Annotated in this window: 20 protein-coding genes; 9 read left to right on the top strand and 11 right to left on the bottom strand. The window is 59.5% G+C overall.

Going from position 1 to position 15,696, the window contains the following annotated elements; genetic code table 11:
* Positions 1–22 precede the first annotated feature (22 nt).
* Positions 23–1,210: an aldo/keto reductase gene (locus AAA138_RS04075; RefSeq protein WP_271760127.1), complete on the bottom strand. Its 1,188-nt coding sequence runs from the start codon at positions 1,208–1,210 to the stop codon at positions 23–25.
* 162 nt (positions 1,211–1,372) lie between these two features.
* On the opposite strand from AAA138_RS04075, the gene AAA138_RS04070 reads away from it, so the two are divergent.
* Entirely contained in the window at positions 1,373–1,567 is a 195-nt protein-coding gene (locus AAA138_RS04070; RefSeq protein ID WP_349089663.1) for a hypothetical protein, read from the top strand.
* A gap of 123 nt (positions 1,568–1,690) precedes the next feature.
* On the top strand, positions 1,691–2,605 hold the full coding sequence (locus AAA138_RS04065; protein WP_271760123.1) for a ketopantoate reductase family protein: 915 nt from the start codon (positions 1,691–1,693) through the stop codon (positions 2,603–2,605).
* Positions 2,606–2,695: 90 nt separating this feature from the next.
* Here AAA138_RS04065 and AAA138_RS04060 read toward each other — a convergent pair whose 3' ends face one another.
* The 3 genes from AAA138_RS04060 to AAA138_RS04050 form a co-directional block, all read right to left on the bottom strand.
* On the bottom strand, positions 2,696–2,914 hold the full coding sequence (locus AAA138_RS04060; RefSeq protein ID WP_271760121.1) for a hypothetical protein: 219 nt from the start codon (positions 2,912–2,914) through the stop codon (positions 2,696–2,698).
* A 186-nt stretch (positions 2,915–3,100) separates the two neighbouring features.
* Positions 3,101–3,877 (bottom strand): hypothetical protein, encoded by a 777-nt coding sequence (locus AAA138_RS04055; RefSeq protein WP_271760119.1) that lies wholly within the window; start codon positions 3,875–3,877, stop codon positions 3,101–3,103.
* Between the two features lie 312 nt (positions 3,878–4,189).
* Entirely contained in the window at positions 4,190–5,500 is a 1,311-nt protein-coding gene (locus tag AAA138_RS04050; protein WP_349089662.1) for an O-acetylhomoserine aminocarboxypropyltransferase/cysteine synthase family protein, read from the bottom strand.
* A gap of 273 nt (positions 5,501–5,773) precedes the next feature.
* Here AAA138_RS04050 and AAA138_RS04045 point away from each other — a divergent pair, with 273 nt between their 5' ends.
* The 5 genes from AAA138_RS04045 to AAA138_RS04025 all read left to right on the top strand — a co-directional run bounded on the left by AAA138_RS04045 (position 5,774) and on the right by AAA138_RS04025 (position 9,296).
* Positions 5,774–6,712 carry a LysR family transcriptional regulator gene (locus AAA138_RS04045; RefSeq protein WP_349089661.1) on the top strand — a complete coding sequence of 313 codons (939 nt, stop codon included), beginning with the start codon at positions 5,774–5,776 and terminating at the stop codon, positions 6,710–6,712.
* 12 nt (positions 6,713–6,724) lie between these two features.
* Complete coding sequence (rnhA, locus tag AAA138_RS04040) at positions 6,725–7,261, top strand: ribonuclease HI (RefSeq protein ID WP_271760113.1); 537 nt, start codon at positions 6,725–6,727, stop codon at positions 7,259–7,261.
* A 73-nt stretch (positions 7,262–7,334) separates the two neighbouring features.
* Positions 7,335–8,441 carry a Gfo/Idh/MocA family oxidoreductase gene (locus tag AAA138_RS04035; RefSeq protein WP_271760111.1) on the top strand — a complete coding sequence of 369 codons (1,107 nt, stop codon included), beginning with the start codon at positions 7,335–7,337 and terminating at the stop codon, positions 8,439–8,441.
* A 2-nt stretch (positions 8,442–8,443) separates the two neighbouring features.
* Complete coding sequence (locus AAA138_RS04030) at positions 8,444–8,854, top strand: acylphosphatase (protein WP_271760110.1); 411 nt, start codon at positions 8,444–8,446, stop codon at positions 8,852–8,854.
* Between the two features lie 61 nt (positions 8,855–8,915).
* Positions 8,916–9,296 carry a transcriptional repressor gene (locus AAA138_RS04025; protein ID WP_172677978.1) on the top strand — a complete coding sequence of 127 codons (381 nt, stop codon included), beginning with the start codon at positions 8,916–8,918 and terminating at the stop codon, positions 9,294–9,296.
* Positions 9,297–9,373: 77 nt separating this feature from the next.
* Here AAA138_RS04025 and AAA138_RS04020 read toward each other — a convergent pair whose 3' ends face one another.
* The 3 genes from AAA138_RS04020 to AAA138_RS04010 all read right to left on the bottom strand — a co-directional run bounded on the left by AAA138_RS04020 (position 9,374) and on the right by AAA138_RS04010 (position 11,265).
* Positions 9,374–10,171, bottom strand: coding sequence for an HAD family hydrolase (locus tag AAA138_RS04020; protein ID WP_346976752.1), 798 nt, complete (start codon positions 10,169–10,171; stop codon positions 9,374–9,376).
* Positions 10,172–10,254: 83 nt separating this feature from the next.
* Positions 10,255–10,833, bottom strand: coding sequence for a hypothetical protein (locus AAA138_RS04015; protein ID WP_349089660.1), 579 nt, complete (start codon positions 10,831–10,833; stop codon positions 10,255–10,257).
* 3 nt (positions 10,834–10,836) lie between these two features.
* Entirely contained in the window at positions 10,837–11,265 is a 429-nt protein-coding gene (locus tag AAA138_RS04010; RefSeq protein WP_055286916.1) for a peptidylprolyl isomerase, read from the bottom strand.
* A gap of 120 nt (positions 11,266–11,385) precedes the next feature.
* Here AAA138_RS04010 and AAA138_RS04005 point away from each other — a divergent pair, with 120 nt between their 5' ends.
* Entirely contained in the window at positions 11,386–12,399 is a 1,014-nt protein-coding gene (locus AAA138_RS04005; protein ID WP_349089658.1) for a membrane dipeptidase, read from the top strand.
* Between the two features lie 74 nt (positions 12,400–12,473).
* The gene (locus tag AAA138_RS04000) at positions 12,474–13,250 is read left to right on the top strand and encodes a SprT family zinc-dependent metalloprotease (RefSeq protein ID WP_022094402.1); all 777 of its coding nucleotides are present in this window, start codon (positions 12,474–12,476) and stop codon (positions 13,248–13,250) included.
* A 6-nt stretch (positions 13,251–13,256) separates the two neighbouring features.
* Here AAA138_RS04000 and folB read toward each other — a convergent pair whose 3' ends face one another.
* From folB to nrdG, 4 genes are all read right to left on the bottom strand, one after another.
* Complete coding sequence (folB, locus tag AAA138_RS03995; RefSeq protein WP_349089657.1) at positions 13,257–13,742, bottom strand: dihydroneopterin aldolase; 486 nt, start codon at positions 13,740–13,742, stop codon at positions 13,257–13,259.
* Between the two features lie 43 nt (positions 13,743–13,785).
* Entirely contained in the window at positions 13,786–14,367 is a 582-nt protein-coding gene (locus AAA138_RS03990) for an HD domain-containing protein (RefSeq protein ID WP_227790063.1), read from the bottom strand.
* A 2-nt stretch (positions 14,368–14,369) separates the two neighbouring features.
* On the bottom strand, positions 14,370–14,927 hold the full coding sequence (gene folE, locus AAA138_RS03985; protein WP_349089656.1) for a GTP cyclohydrolase I FolE: 558 nt from the start codon (positions 14,925–14,927) through the stop codon (positions 14,370–14,372).
* 67 nt (positions 14,928–14,994) lie between these two features.
* Positions 14,995–15,576: an anaerobic ribonucleoside-triphosphate reductase activating protein gene (gene nrdG, locus AAA138_RS03980; protein ID WP_349089655.1), complete on the bottom strand. Its 582-nt coding sequence runs from the start codon at positions 15,574–15,576 to the stop codon at positions 14,995–14,997.
* Positions 15,577–15,696 lie beyond the last annotated feature (120 nt).

The raw sequence follows: 15,696 nt of genomic DNA, 5'->3' as shown, positions 1-15,696 counted from the left end.
ACCGCAACTTATAAAAGGGGCATCAGGAGCGCGTTTTGCAAAAAGCTTTAAGCGCGGCCGTTACGGGGCCAGGCTGGAAACGTCGGCGCACATCGTCGAGACGCTCGGGGATATCGATGTGCTGCGGGCAGTGACGTGCGCATTTACCGCACTTGACGCAATTGCTCACTAGCTTGGGCTCGTTCGTCCGCACCGCGCTCGCCGTAAAGTATTGAGACAGCCCCGTAAACCAACTATGCGCGTAGCTCGCGTTGTAGGCGCCAAAGCAACCGGGAATATTGATGCCCTTGGGGCACGGCATGCAGTAGCCGCACCCCGTACAGGGCACGCGATTCGATTTCTCAAACTCTCCCAGCACACGTGCGATGGTATCGAGCTGCTCTGTCGTCATCGAATCCGGCAGTGCGCGATCCGCCAATGCCGCGTTCTCGTCCACCTGCGCGGTATCGGTCATACCCGATAGCAGCATCGTGACCTGAGGATGATTCCACACCCACGAAAGGCCCCAAGCAGCCGGTGTCTTCAGGTACGGATCGCGTACGCCATCGAGCACGGCACGGGCCCGCGGAGGCAGCTTGCCCGCCAGGCGTCCACCCAAAAGCGGTTCCATCACAAACACCGCGAGCCCGCGCTCGGCGGCTGCCATGAGTCCCGCCGTTCCCGCTTGGTAGCGCTCTCCAGCGTAGTTGTACTGGATCTGGCAAAAGTCCCAGTCGTACGCGTCAAGCATCGTAAGGAAGTCCGCCGCACTGCCGTGGTACGAAAAACCTATCTGGCGAATACGCCCCGCAGCCTTTTGGTGCGCAATCCAGTCCTCGATACCCAACGCTGCCACGCACTCCCACTGCACGGGCGAGGTGATGTTGTGCATGAGGTAGTAGTCGATATGGTCAGTCCGCAAACGGTGCAGCTGCTCGTCAAAAAAGCGGTCGAAATCCTCCGCACATTTGCACGAAGCGTGCGGCAACTTGGTCGCGAGCAAAATCTGGTCGCGTAGACCCAGGCGCTCAAGCGAAGCTCCCACACAAGCTTCGTTACCGGGGTAGAGATAGGCCGTGTCCAGATAGGTTATTCCTTGCTCCACCGCACGGGAAATGATGGCATCGGCCGTCTTCGCATCGGGGTGTCCCGGCGCACCGGGAAACCTCATGCAACCCAGCCCCAGCGCCGAGATACGGTTGCCGCTTTTGGGGTCAACGCGATATTGCACTGCCCCTCCTCTCCCCTCGAAGCCCTAATGAGGCGAAACACAATGGTCACGTCGTCGAAACACATTGGAATCGTAATCGAGAACGTATCGTAACGTAGCAGAAATCGAGCCGTCACGGCACCGCTTTAACACCAGCAAAAAGCCCGATGAAAGGAGGCGAGCGTGACCACGCGCGAGGACGCCTACCCCTATCCCGGAGAACAATACATCCTCTCGGTCGACCGTTGCCAGATCGAGGTCATAGACCATCTGGACGAGCTTCCCGCCACAGGCGCTGTCATCTTCTGCACCTTCCCCAAGGTGCGCGATGGCGTCGTACACCCTGCGCGCGTTTTTGTGATCTGTCCCGCGGCATAAGCGCACAGTGCAATAGTTTCTTTTTCATAACAGCAGCCCCGCGCGCTTACCAAACGCCCCGGCGACATACAATCCATCAGGCGCCCCTTACGCGGGCGCCTTTTATATGGGGAGATGATTCACATGCAGATCAACAAGGTCGCCTTTATCGGCAAGGGCGGCGTCGGCCTGCTCTACGGCAGCATGATTGCCAAGGCCCTCGGCAATGACGCCGTCGAATACGTTATGGATGACGCCCGTTTTGAGCGTCACGCAGGCGATGCGCTCACCGTCAACGGCAAGCCCTGTGCGCTCAAGTCCGTCCGCGCCAGCGAGGCAACGCCCGCCGACCTGGTCATTCTCACGGTCAAGACGACCGGCCTCGACCAAGCACTCAAGACTATGGAGCGCGTCGTGGGGCCCAATACGTTCATCGCCTCGCTGTGTAACGGCATTACGAGCGAGCAGAAGATTGCCGAGCGCTTTGGCTGGGAGCATACCGTTCTTGGTATTTGCCAGGGCATGGACGCCGTGTTCCTCAACGGAGAGCTCACCTTTACCAATGCGGGCGAAATCCGCTTTGGCGCGGCGGCCGGCACCGAGCCCGCAACCGTCACCGCCATCGACGAGCTCTACACGCGCTGCGGCATCGCCCATACCGTCGAGAGCGACATTGCGCACCGCATGTGGGCCAAACTCATGCTCAACGACGGCATCAACCAGACGTGCATGGCCTACGGCGGGACCTACGGAAGCGCCACGGAGCCGGGCTCCGAGCAGCGTCGCTGCTTTGTTTCTGCCATGCGCGAAACGCTTGCGGTCGCCAACGCCGAGGGCATTGAGCTGACCGAGGCAGACCTGACGCAGATGGTGCACCTCATCGAGGGAATCGACCCCACCGGTATGCCCTCGATGGCGCAGGACCGCATCGCGCAACGAAAAACCGAAGTCGAGGAGTTCGCGGGCACCATTTGCCGCCTGGCCGTCAAACACGATATCCAAGTGCCTCAAAACGATTGGCTCTACCAGAGGATTCGCGAAATAGAAAGCAGCTGGTAGCCTCGGCCGCATCGCGACGCGCGCAATACAAGCAGGCAGGCCTTCGCGAGGATTCCGTCTTCGCGAAGGCCTGTTGCATTTGGCTCGAGGCTAAAACTGAGGCCTATTTTGCGATTCCGGAACCTCGTCCTCGTCATCGCGGCAAAGTAGCACGCCGGCGCTTCCCAGCAGCGCCGCTGCAATCAAGGCGCCCACAACCACAGGAGCGGCGCCCGTAGCGGACTGCAAGCCGGCAGCTAACGCCACCGCCGGACCAAGACATCCGATCAAAAGGGCAACGACGGCAATAGCGACATCTCGAGCGTTCATGGGACCACTTCCTCCACGAGAAAGACTTTGCTTCTCGTGACTTAGTGTGCCCCGCGCCCATATGCGCGGCGTACTGCCACGGTAAGGGCTCTGTTAGCTCAAACGCATACATAGAACGGGCGTCCTTACGTTGCCCTAAAGCTCGGTAAAGACGCCCATCCGCCAAATATCCGTGATGCAGAAAAATTACCAGCCAGTGTAGTAGTCGGTGGTTCCGGCTGCGCAGCCGGAGTCATAGACCTTGCACTCGCCCTTGGAACCGGTAAACGTGGAGCCCTGAGCTTTATCACCCGCGGCCACGACGTAGTAGCCATCGGAATCGCGCCAAAAGCCCTCGGAATCCTGCGTCCATTCGCCCGTGCGGTGGTGATACAACACGTTGCTGCTGTAATAAGTCTCGCGGCGGCCGTTATAGTTATTGACGCCGCTCGAGCGCGTCAGGCCCGAGCCGTTCGCGTAATACGCAGCGGACGTGTAAGACGAGCCGGAGCCGGCGTTGTAATACGAAGCCTGAACGGCCTCAGCGGCCTCGGCTTCGGCTGCGGCAGCCTCGAGCGCCTCGCGCTTGGCATCCTCAAGCGTGGAGCGAAGCTCGTCGAGCTCGGTCGACTTGGCGTCGACCTCCCCCATCGTCAACAGGCTACCCGCACCGTCGATGCAGTTCTGCAACACAGCACGCTCGTCATCGGTAGCATAGTCGCCATACATATTCATAATGATCTGAGCGCGCATCTCCAGGGAATCGCGCTTTGCCCCCATCGAGGCGTTCCACTCCTGCATAGAGCCATAACCGTCGCCGCGGTAGTCGACGGGCTGCACCAGCGTCGCCTCGGACGGCGTAGATCCAACCGTATCGGATAGTGTTGCCGCGTGGGCATCAGTTGCGCCGGCGCCCGCCAAAAGTGCCACGGTCAGAGCGGCGGAAAGGGCGGCGGCTTTCGGTTTTCGTGAATCGATCCTCATGTAGCTGGAAACCTCCGTAGTGCGTTTTTGCTGCGTTTGGGCTGCGTGTGATTCGATCGCGCTGCATAGTACCCCGAGCAAATCGCGACCTGCGGTTTTACTCAAAAGGCGCACGTCAATTGCGTAAAACTCACATCCTCTCAACAGGAGTTTTCCACAACTCAAATGCATAAATCGTGTCAAAAACCCTGTTTTTGCACCCTCTCTATGCAAAAAAGGCGCCTGTGCAACCATTGTGCGCACAGGCGCCTTGAGCAGGCGTTTTATGCAGTTATACCTATCGAGTCGCAAGGGGTCCTTGCACAAGTCGCCTTACTCGTCCAGCGCGGCGAAGGCCTGCTTCAAATCCCAAATGATATCCTCGGCGTTCTCGGTACCGATGGAAAGACGGATCGTGGAGGGCGTGATGTTCTGCTCGGCGAGCTCCTCGGCAGAGAGCTGGGAGTGCGTGGTGGTAGCCGGGTGTACGACGAGTGACTTGACGTCGGCCACGTTGGCGAGCAGCGAGAACACCTGCAGATGATCGATGAACTTCCAAGCTGCCTCCTGGCCACCCTTAATCTCAAAGGTAAAGATCGAAGCACCGCCACGGGGGAAGTACTTCTGATAGAGCTCGTGATCGGGGTGCTCAGGCAGGCTCGGGTGGTTCACCTTGGCGACGTGGCTGTCACCAGCCAGGAACTCAACGACCTTCTTGGTGTTCTCGACATGACGGTCAACGCGCAGCGACAGGGTCTCGGTGCCCTGGAGCAGGGCCCAGGCGTTGAACGGGCTGATGCAGGCGCCCTCGTCACGCAGCAGGATAGCGCGGACATAGGTTGCGAAGGCGGCGGGACCGGCAGCCTCGGCAAACGAAACACCGTGGTAGGAGGGGTTGGGCTCAGCGATCTGGGCGTACTTTCCGCTCGCCTTCCAATCGAAGTTACCGCCGTCGACGATCACACCGCCCAGCGAGGTGCCGTGGCCGCCGATGAACTTGGTTGCGGAGTGGACGACGATGTTGGCACCATGCTCCAGCGGACGGAACAGATACGGGGTGCCGAAGGTGTTGTCGACGACAACCGGCAGACCGTGCTTCTTGGCGACCTCGGAGATGGCGTCGATGTTGGGGATGTCGGAGTTGGGGTTGCCGAGCGTCTCGAGATAGATGACCGTGGTGTTGTCCTTGATGGCACCCTCGACCTCTTCCACGTTATGGGCATCGACAAACGTGGTCTCGACGCCAAACTGGGAGAGCGTATGCTCCAGCAGGTTGTAGGAGCCACCGTAGATGGTCTTCTGAGCCACCACGTGGTCACCGGCCTGGGCAAGAGCCTGCAGGGTATAGGTGATGGCAGCAGCACCGGAGGCGACGGCAAGACCTGCCATGCCACCCTCGAGGGCGGCGATACGGTCCTCGAAGACGCCCTGGGTGGAGTTGGTCAGACGGCCGTAGATGTTACCGGCGTCGGCAAGACCAAAGCGGTCGGCGGCGTGCTGGGAGTTGCGGAACACATAGCTCGTGGTCTGGTAGATAGGCACGGCACGGGAGTCGGATGCAGGATCGGCGCTCTCCTGGCCAACGTGCAGCTGCAGGGTATCGAAACCAAAGGTGTGCTCGGGGTTGTTAATGAACTGGCTCATGATGGTCTCCTTGATCGAACAAAAGTAAATAAAAAGAGAGAAGTAAGTCGCTGTCTCCTGATCACGCCGACGGGCGCAAACAGGAGCCCGGCATTCGTCTTGGCAAGCAATTCATATGCGGGCCTCCTTTCGCATCCCGGTTCCGTGGTTGGCTTAATTACCTACCGCCTTTGTGTGTTTTGAATAGTACGAGCATTGTTTCCCTCGGTCAATCACTTAAAAGCGCTAACCTGTTATCGGTTTTATAGATAGCTATCGAAGGGACGGGCGCCGATGACCCTCCAGCAGCTTCGCTTTATGATCGCCGTGGCAGAGTCCGGTTCGATCAACGCCGCAGCCCAGCGCCTCTATACGGCGCAGTCCAATATCTCCAATGCCGTCAAAAGCCTGGAGCAGGAACTTCATATCGAAATCTTTACGCGCTCCAGCCGCGGTGTTGCACTCACCAACGACGGCACCGAGCTTTTGGGTTATGCACGCCAGGTCGTAGAGCAGGCCGACATGCTCGAGGCCCGCTACGAGGACGGCGGCACCCCGCAAGCCCGCCTCGCCATTTCCGCCCAACACTACGCCTTTTCGGTCGAGGCCTTTGTCAACGTAGTCGAGCGCTGCCGCGACAGCAAGTTCGAGTTCATCATGCGCGAGACCACCACAGCGCAGATTATCGACGACGTGCGCGCGTTTCGCAGCGATATCGGCATCCTCTATCTGGATGACTTTAATACCCGTGTCTTGCAGAAGGCCTTTACCGATGCCCGAGCGAGCTTTCATCCCCTCTTTGATGCGAAAGTCCACGTGTTCGTCAGCGAACGCCACCCGCTCGCCCGCCGCCCGCAACTGTCCCTTGCCGACCTCACACCCTATACGCGCTATAGTTTTGAACAGGGCACCTCGAACTCCTTCTATTACGCCGAGGAACCGTTTAGCTATATTCCCTGCAACCGCAATATCCGCGTATCCGACCGCGGGACGCTCACCAACCTGCTTATCACCTCGAACGGCTATGCGCTGTCGACCGGCGTACTCTCCAGCGAAATGCAGTGGGGCATGGCCTCGATCCCCCTGGCAGACGCCCCGACGATGCATGTGGGCTACATCATGCATGACGACCGCAAGCCCTCTCCCCTCTTGCAGCAATACCTCGACGAGCTCAACCGCATCATCCATGCCAACCAACTGTCGGAAGACGGGGTAGAAATCGTAGATTGCTAGCCCCCGGCGGGCATGGCGCTACAATGGTCACTCACACGAAACGTACCCAACGAAAGGAACCATGTGAAGGTCATCATCTATACCGACGGCTCGGCCCGATCAAATCCGGGACGCGGCGGCTACGGCGCCGTGCTCAAATACACCAACCCCGCCGGCAAGACCTTCACCTCCGAGCTTTCGCGCGGCTACGCCAAGACCACCAACAACCGCATGGAGCTCATGGCGGTCATCGTGGCACTCGAGGCGCTCAACCGCCCCTGCGACGTCGAAGTCCATTCCGATTCGCAGTACGTCGTCAACGCCTTCAACAAGCACTGGATTGACGGATGGAAAAAACGCGGCTGGAAGACCGCCAACAAGCAGCCTGTCAAGAACCGCGATCTGTGGGAGCGTCTGCTCACCGCAAAGAGCAAGCACAAAGTGGAGTTCATCTGGGTTAAGGGTCACGCCGGCCATGAGCTCAATGAGCGCTGCGACGAGCTCGCCACCACCGCGGCCGACGGAGCCAACCTCGATATCGACACCGGCTTTAACGAGAACGACCTGTAATAGCATTTTCGCGCAGCTTTATATCCCCACGCGCTACACTCATCCTGTAGACCAAACAACGCAAGGGGGACGTATGCTGCGCATCGCGACCATCGGCACATCCATGATCACCGACGACTTTATCCAGGTCGTCAACGCCAACGACCAAGCCGCGTTTGTGGGCACGCTCTCGCGCGACGCAGATCGCGGCACCGCCTTCACCGCTAAGCACGGCGGCGAGCGTAACTTCACCGCACTTGACGAGCTTGCGTCCGCTGCCGACGTCGACGCCGTCTATATCGGCAGCCCCAACGCACTTCACTACGAGCAGGCCCTTGCCTGCATCGCCGGTGGCAAGCACGTCATCGTCGAGAAGCCCTTCTGCGCCACCGAGGCGCAGGCGCTGGAAGTCTTCCGCGCTGCCGAGGCAGCAGGTGTCGTGGCCCTCGAGGCCATGCGCCCGCTCCATGACCCCGCTTTCCACGCCATCGAGGACGCCCTGGGCGAGATTGCGCCCATTCGTCGTGCCTCATTGCGCTTTGGCAAGTATTCCTCGCGCTACAACGAGATTCTCGCGGGACGCTCCACCAATATCTTCGACTGCAATATGGCATCGGGTTCCCTCATGGACATTGGCGTCTACACCGTCGAGCCCATGGTCGAGATTTTCGGCATGCCCTCCGGCCTTACGAGCATGGCTACTCTGCTCGACCCCACCACGCGACAGCTCACGCACGGCCCCATCGACGGCTGCGGTTCTATCCTCGCCAGTTACGGCGGTGGCCGCATCTCCGTCGAGCTCGCGCACTCCAAAATTACGAATGACCTGCTGCCCTCGCAGATCGAAGGCGAGCGTGGCACTATCCAGATCGACCATCTGTCCACGCCCCGCAACGTCCGCATCGACTATCGCGGCGATGTCGTACGCGGCTCAGCGACCGAGGCACCGCGCGAACAGGGCGACAACGGCCGCGTGCTCGACCTGCCCAAATCGAGCAACACCATGGAATACGAACTCACAGACTTTATCACCGCCATCGGCGGCATCGATAACGTCAAGGAAGAGATTTGGGAGACCCCGGCGGGACGCCACGAGCTTGGCCACTACCGCGATGTCACGCTCGTCTCACTGCGCATCATGGATGCCGTGCGCCAGCAGGCCGGCATAACCTTCCCGGCCGACGCAGGCAAGCAGGCATAGCGATGGGCTTCTTCGATACGTTCTTCTCCAGCGTCACCAGCGGCAGTCGAGAGCCTCAAAAGCCGTCAAACGTCGAGCTCGAGCTGCGCCGCAGGCTTACTGTGCTCGCAAGCGACGGGGTCACTCAAGACACTCCCCTGCGCTATTTCCTGCGCTGGGCGGGGCAAGTCCAAGGCGTTGGTTTTCGCTTTACCAACACCAACCTCGCGCAGGCACGCGCGCTCACCGGCTGGGTGCGTAACATGGAAGACGGCTCAGTCGAGATGGAGATACAGGGAGCTCCGGCAAACATCCTATCTCATCTCGAGGCGCTTCATGCCTCCTACGAGCGCATGGGGACGCGTTTTCGCCTCGTAGACGCCCAGGTCCGAGCCCCACTTGCCAATGAAGACGGTTTCACTCCTCATTATTAGTATTGTGTGCTAAATACGGTATCATTTACCTACGACCGTTAGTAGAAAAGAGGCGAGGCGCATGGCGGTGCAAAGAAGGAATACCAGGCAGCGAAAGCTGGTTCTTGACGCCGTGCGCCAAAGCTATAACCATCCCACCGCCGACGAAATCTACAACGTCGTGCGCGCGCAGGATGACAAAATCAGCCGCGGTACGGTCTACCGCAATCTTAATCTCTTGGCAGATGCCGGAGAAATCCTCTCGATCAAGACGCCGGGCGGGAGTCGCTTCGATCGCACCATCGAGCCGCACGCACATATCATCTGCACCTCGTGCAGCCGCGTCATCGACGTACCGCTCCCCTTCGATGCCCAGCTCGACGCCAAGGCGTCCGAGCAAATCGGCTGGCACGTCACGTCGCACTACACCATCTTCGAGGGTCTCTGCCCTGACTGTCGGTAGATGTTTGGAACATGCCTTAAAATCCACCTTTCCGCACTTTGCAGCAAAAAGTAGATTTCTAGACATGTCCCAAATGTCTACTCAGCAAGTAGACGACGCAGCTCTTCTTCGACCGTGCGCACGTAGCGGACGCGGTCGTTAATGCCACGCATAGAGGGGTTGCAGCTCTCCATCAGATAGGGATGGCCCACGACGTTGAGCATGTCGCGGTCGTTTTCGTTATCGCCAAACGCCATCATCTCATCGGGTGAAATCCCCAGGGCACGACCGTAATCGGCAAGCGCGGAGCCCTTGCCCGAACCGAAACCGATAAAGTCCGTCCATTCGGTTCCCGACGTCATCACGTCGACACGGTCGCTAAAGAGGCGCTCAAAATGCTCCAGCGCCGCCGGCTGATCCACCTCGGGCGTCTGGAAGGCAATCTTAATGACGTCCTCGTCGATGTCCTCGGGACGGTCGACCACCGCCACGTCGCAGTGGACCTCATAGCGCAAATGGTCGACGAACGCATCGTTGCCGCTCATGGTGTAGAGGTGTCCCTCACACGAAAGGGTCACGTCGGCATGGGGATACGCAACCACAGCATTCGCGATATCCATAGCAAGGCTACGCTCCATAGAGCGCTTGACCACGGCACGCCCCTCGCTCATCACCAGGGCTCCGTTTTCGCATACATAGGCGAGCTCATCGGCCACCGGGGCAAACAGGTAGCGCAAGCTCGCATATTGACGACCACTCGCCGGCATAAACACGATACCGCGACGATGTAGCTCATCGATAAGCTCAAAGGCCTCGGAACGCGGCTCGCGCTCCCCCGGATGCAGCAACGTGCCGTCCAAATCGCATGCAATCAGCTTGATTCCCTCAAGACCCATATGCTTTCCCCCAAAGCACCTCATCAACAGTAAGACGGACTTTGAATAGCTGCCTCTCAAAGTCCGTCTTACTCATACGCACGTTAACCGCGCGCCTTCTTTACGATGGTAAAGTCCGGAGCCATGCTAACGACGACCTCCGCCGCACTCGACGCAAAGCGCCGGTCCGTATCGAGTTCACGGGTAACCACCGAGAGGCGAACGCCCTCGATACCCCGGAGCATGCGGCCCAAAACAGGCTGCACCGGCGTATACATGCGCACGGTATGCTCGTCCGAGTCGCCCCGGAAGAGCGGCGCATGCATGTTGCCGATCTCCCAGCACGCATGCGCGAGCGCAATCGGATCCATGCGGTCGACTTCGACCAAATAAACCTCGGCGCTGCGCAGGCGCACGACAACCGCCACGGGCACCACGCCCGAACGGTCAATGGCGAGCACGTCGCCGTCGGCAAGACGACCACCGTCGGTAGCATCCAGCCGAACATCGATCGTGCGCCCCAGCTCCGTCACGCCCACAAACACGCATACATCAGCCTGGTCCCAATCGAGCAGTAGCTCATCGACCTCAAAGACACCGCCCAGCTCCCGGCGAAGCAGGAGTTCATAGGACGGATCGTTGAGATTTCCCAAACATGTCGTCGAAACCAAGCGTTCAGGCATGCTCTAGCCCTCGACCTCGACGAGCTCAATATCAAAGTTGAGGTCCTTGCCGGCCAACTCGTGGTTGGCGTCGAGCGTCACGGCCTCGGGCGTCACGTCAATGACGACGGCGGGGACAGGCATGCCGCTCGGCGTGGACAGGAAGAGCTTCATGCCCTTCTCGATCTGCTCGATGTTGGGAACCTGCTCGGCCGGGAAGGTAATAACCATCTCGGGATTGTGCTCGCCGTAGGCATCGGCAGCCGGGATGTGCACGGTCTTCTTCTCGCCCACCTGCATGTCGACAACAGCGGCGTCGAAGCCCTTGATCATCTGACCGGCGCCGCAGGTGAACTCCAGCGGCTCGCCGCGATCGTAGGAGCTATCGAACTGCGTGCCGTCATCGAGCGTGCCGCGATAATGGGTCTTGACCTTCTTGCCCTGGTTGGACATGGTAACCTCCGTAATAAGGGCGGCGCACAACGCGGGCCGCCATGAACATATGGCGCTAACTATACCCTAGTCATACAATTCAATGACAGTTTGCAAAGAAACGCTGCAACCGGAGGAACCATGGCATATCCCGTATTTGACCTACACTGCGACACCGCTGACCGCATCGGCTGGGCCACGCTCGATCTCGACCTGCGCTTTACCGCCGGCACCGACGGTTATTTCCCCGGCGACGAAACGCATCCGCAAGATTTCGATCTCATCGAGGGCAACGCCTGCGCCATCTCGCTCGCAAAGATCGGCAACACGCCGTGGGCACAGTGCTTCGCCACGTTTGTCCCCGACGAGATTCCCGCCGCCCACGCCGCGCGCTTCCAGGCGCAAATCATGGCGCATATGAGCGGCCAGGCAATGCTCAACCACGACCTCATGGTCAACGTACGCAGCGCCGCAGACATTCGCCCCGCGCTCAAGGACGGCAAGGTCGCTTGCATCCACACCATCGAAAACGCCACGTTCTTTGCCGAGGACCCCGCGCTGATCGAGGTGCTCAAGAGCTTGGGCGTGCTTATGTCGTCACTCAGCTGGAACGCGCAGGGACCGCTCGCGAGCGGGCACGATACCCACGCCGGCCTCACCGCCGCCGGCATCGAGGCACTTACGCAGATGGAGCACGCCGGTATGGTACTCGACGTCTCCCACCTCAACGATGAGTGCTTTGACGAGGTTGTCGCCCACGCCACGCGCCCCTTCGTCGCCAGCCACTCCAACTCCCGCACCGTCTGCGGCGTCAAGCGCAATCTCACCGACGACCAGTTCCGCACCATTCGCGACATGGGCGGTATCGTCGGCCTCAACTACTGCAGCGAGTTCCTTTCCAACGACGCAACCGACGAGACCGCTGCAGACGTCACCTTCGACCAGCTGACGGCACATATCGAGCACTGGCTCGACCTGGGCGGCGAGGACGCCATCGCGCTCGGCGGCGACTGGGACGGTGCCACGGTGCCCGCTTTCCTCTCCGATGCCAGCAAGATGCCCGAGTTCCAGAACATGCTTTCCAAGCATTTTGGCAAGACCGTGATGCAAAAGCTCTGCAGCGACAACGCGCTTGCCTTCTTTGAGCGCTATTAATTTCACATCCCTTGAGCGGGCCGGTATGCCGAACGGTCGACATGCCGGCCCGTCCCCAATCTGAAGGACCGCTTTTGACGCAGCAATTTACGATTACCGTATCCCGACCGGATGGCACATCCATCCCCGTCGTCGTTACCAAAAAGCGCGTCAAGAACTTCAACCTACGCGTCACATCGAGCGGTGAGGCCCACGCCAGCGCACCGCTCGGCGCCAGCCGCGAGCGTATCGAAGCGTTTGTGAAGCGCAACAGCGCCTGGATTATCAGCCGACTTGACCAGCGTGAGCAACATCAGGCGACGGCGCGAGAGCCGCTCAGTCCCTCGTCCATCATTGCGCTTTGGGGCAAGCCCATCACGGTACAAGATGCGCTCGATCACAACTTTGCATCGCCCGCACCGCGGCCCAAGCAGGCCACCTTCGCAAGTTTTATGGGCGCCGACAAATCGAACGAACGCCTACAGGCCGAGCGGCGCGCAATCCTCGACGGCCTGACGCCCGATGAGCTCCAGACCCGCATCGACCAGCTCTATGCATCCGAGGTCACCACAGCGCTGCGCGATATGGTGCATGCATACGAAATCGCAATGGGTATCGCCGTTTCCCGCGTTTCCGTACGCAGTATGAAGACGCGCTGGGGCTCATGCACACCCAAAACCGGCGCCATTCGCATCGCGCGCGAGCTCGCCGCCTACCCTGTCGAATGCCTCGACATGGTTGTCGCCCACGAGCTCGTTCACTTGCTCGAGCCAAGCCACAATCAGCGGTTTCACGCCCTGCTCGACACGTACTGCCCCAACAATAGGGCTCTGTCGCAGCGGCTCAAGCGGCCACCCCTCAACAAGCTCTAGCGTCGACTAGCGCACGCGCTCGATCTCGACGCCGCAGCTTGCCAGGGGAAGACCGACGGGAGCCCAAGGCTTATCGAGCTTAACACGCACGCCAAGCAGCAGGGGGTAACGACGCAGCAGCATCTGGGCCACACCCTCGGCTGCAGCCTCGATGAGCTTAAACGTATGCTCGCGCAGATATCCGTCGACATCGTGACACACCGAGCCGTAATCAATCGAGGCATCCAGGTTGTCGTGCTCCCCTGCTGCACGCAGGTCGGCATAGAGCACCAAGGACACGATGAACTTCTGGCCCAGCGTGTTCTCTTCGGGATACACACCGTGGTTGGCAAAGACCTCGAGACCGTCGATAGTAATGCGGTCAGCATGGCGCAGGTCGTCATAGCTCACGTGGGGCACCGCCGCTGCGGTGGATATTTCGCCCCTTCCACGGCGGGCGAGCTCGGCGCCTTCAGTCTTGGTTGCATTCTCGGGCAGTTTCTTGTTACTCATCGCGATCGTCTCCTTCGTTTAGAACCCCGACCGCGCAAACTAACTACACGCGAATCGACAGGTTCTTTTTATCATCGCTCCAATTGCAAGCATTGCGCGCGGGGCATGCAAAGCAGGCGCGCGACGCTTTGTCGGCTGCATAGAGCAGACGCTCGAGCGGTTGGCTGTTCACGCGCAGCTTTCGATGGCCCAGAATGGCCGTCTTAATGGCCGCAGCATCGGCCGGCTCAAACGCTACGTCATCGGGCATGCCGCCGAGAATCGCATCAGCGACACGTTCGCTTGCAACATCATGGGATATACCCGATTCATACTGTTCATCTTTGCCGATATCGTGAAGAAGTGCCGTGGCGTAGATGACCTCGCGGTCAAATTCGAGCTGTTCCTCGAGATTCTTGATCCACATAATGCGAGCGACATCGAGCAGATGGTCAATACCGTGGCGGCAGAAGATACGCCCCGATTCCAACTGTGCAATGTTGCCCAGGTGCCGCCGGAACAGGCCGTTGGCACAGATGTAATCGATACGAGGCATGGCACCAAAGGGGGCTAGGCCCGAAGCCATAAAACCGCGACGCGGCGTTCCCTCATCGGTCTTCGATGCAAAGTCGTTAACGGCTCTCATGGTTAGCGGTCCAGCATCCTAAAGAATCGCTCCTCGAGCGACGGATCGGTCTCAAAGATGCCGCGGCGAGCGAGCGTCACGGTCTTGGTGCCGGGCTTTTGCACGCCACGCATGGTCATGCACATATGCTCAGCTTCCATGAGCACAATCGCTCCCTGGGGAGCGAGATACTCCATGAGAGCATCGGCAACCTGCGCACACAGCTGCTCCTGCAGCTGCAGACGGCGGGCATAGACCTCAACCGTGCGGGCGAGCTTGGAAAGTCCAGCCACCCGACCGTTAGGGATATAACCAATGGCGGCCTTGCCATAAAACGGCAGCAGATGATGCTCGCACAGCGAGTAGAACGTAATGTCGCGCTCGATAACCAAATCGTTCGAAGCGACGGCAAAAGTTTTGGACAGGTGCTCCTCGGCACTCTGGTCCATACCGCCGGCAATCTCGCCATACATACGGGCGACGCGTGCCGGAGTCTCCAGCAGGCCCTCACGAGTTGGGTCCTCGCCTATACCTTCAAGCAGCAGCTTAATGGCAGTCTCGACTTTTTCCTGATCGACCATCTGGGCCTCACTTTTTTCGATTTCGCGTTCGCGCTATGGTACCACGCCGGCACGCAACCTCTGCCAGCTACATAGTATGGGTCGAATAGACCGGATCGTCCCGCCAAAGCTCCACAGCATCGCAAAGCGCAACGCCCTCACGTGCAGCACGAGCGCGCGTGGCGTTCATGTCGATCACGCGCTGATTGCTCGAGCCCCTAAAGCGCAACGAGATATCGTACAGATCCTGAACGAACGGGCCGTCCACCAACATGTCGAGGCAGGCCAGGATACGGTCCGTCACCTCGGTATGATGACGGCCACCCGGCATAAGCTCCTCGAGCACGTCACCGGTAAAGCACCAAATGGTCTTGCCCGACCCAGCAGGATAGGCCGCACGCACGCGCTCGATAAAGTCAACAAGCCCCGCCTGATTCTCGGGCTCCATAGGCTCGCCACCCAGAATCGTCAGGCCATCGATAAAGGGATGATCGAGACTCTCGATAATCTTATCCTCGACGGCGCGATCGAACGGCTCGCCCGCAGCAAAGTCCCACGCGACAGAGTTAAAGCAATTCTTGCACCCACGGCGGCACCCGCTCACAAACAGAGAAGTACGAACGCCTTCACCATCAGCAATATCGAAATACTTAATGTTCGCGTAGTTCATAAGTAACTCTCCCGGGAGGCCGGGACATATCTTCCCGTCCTCAAACATTCTCGGCCTTCGGCCTGCGAAACTGCGGGCGGGACGATATGTCCCGGCCTCATGCAAAGGGTAACTCAATGA

It is taken from the genome of Collinsella sp. CLA-JM-H32B, assembly GCF_040098065.1.
Classification (GTDB): domain Bacteria; phylum Actinomycetota; class Coriobacteriia; order Coriobacteriales; family Coriobacteriaceae; genus Collinsella.
Note: the sequence above shows the minus strand (reverse complement) of the source record. Positions and strands in the feature narration are given on the sequence as shown.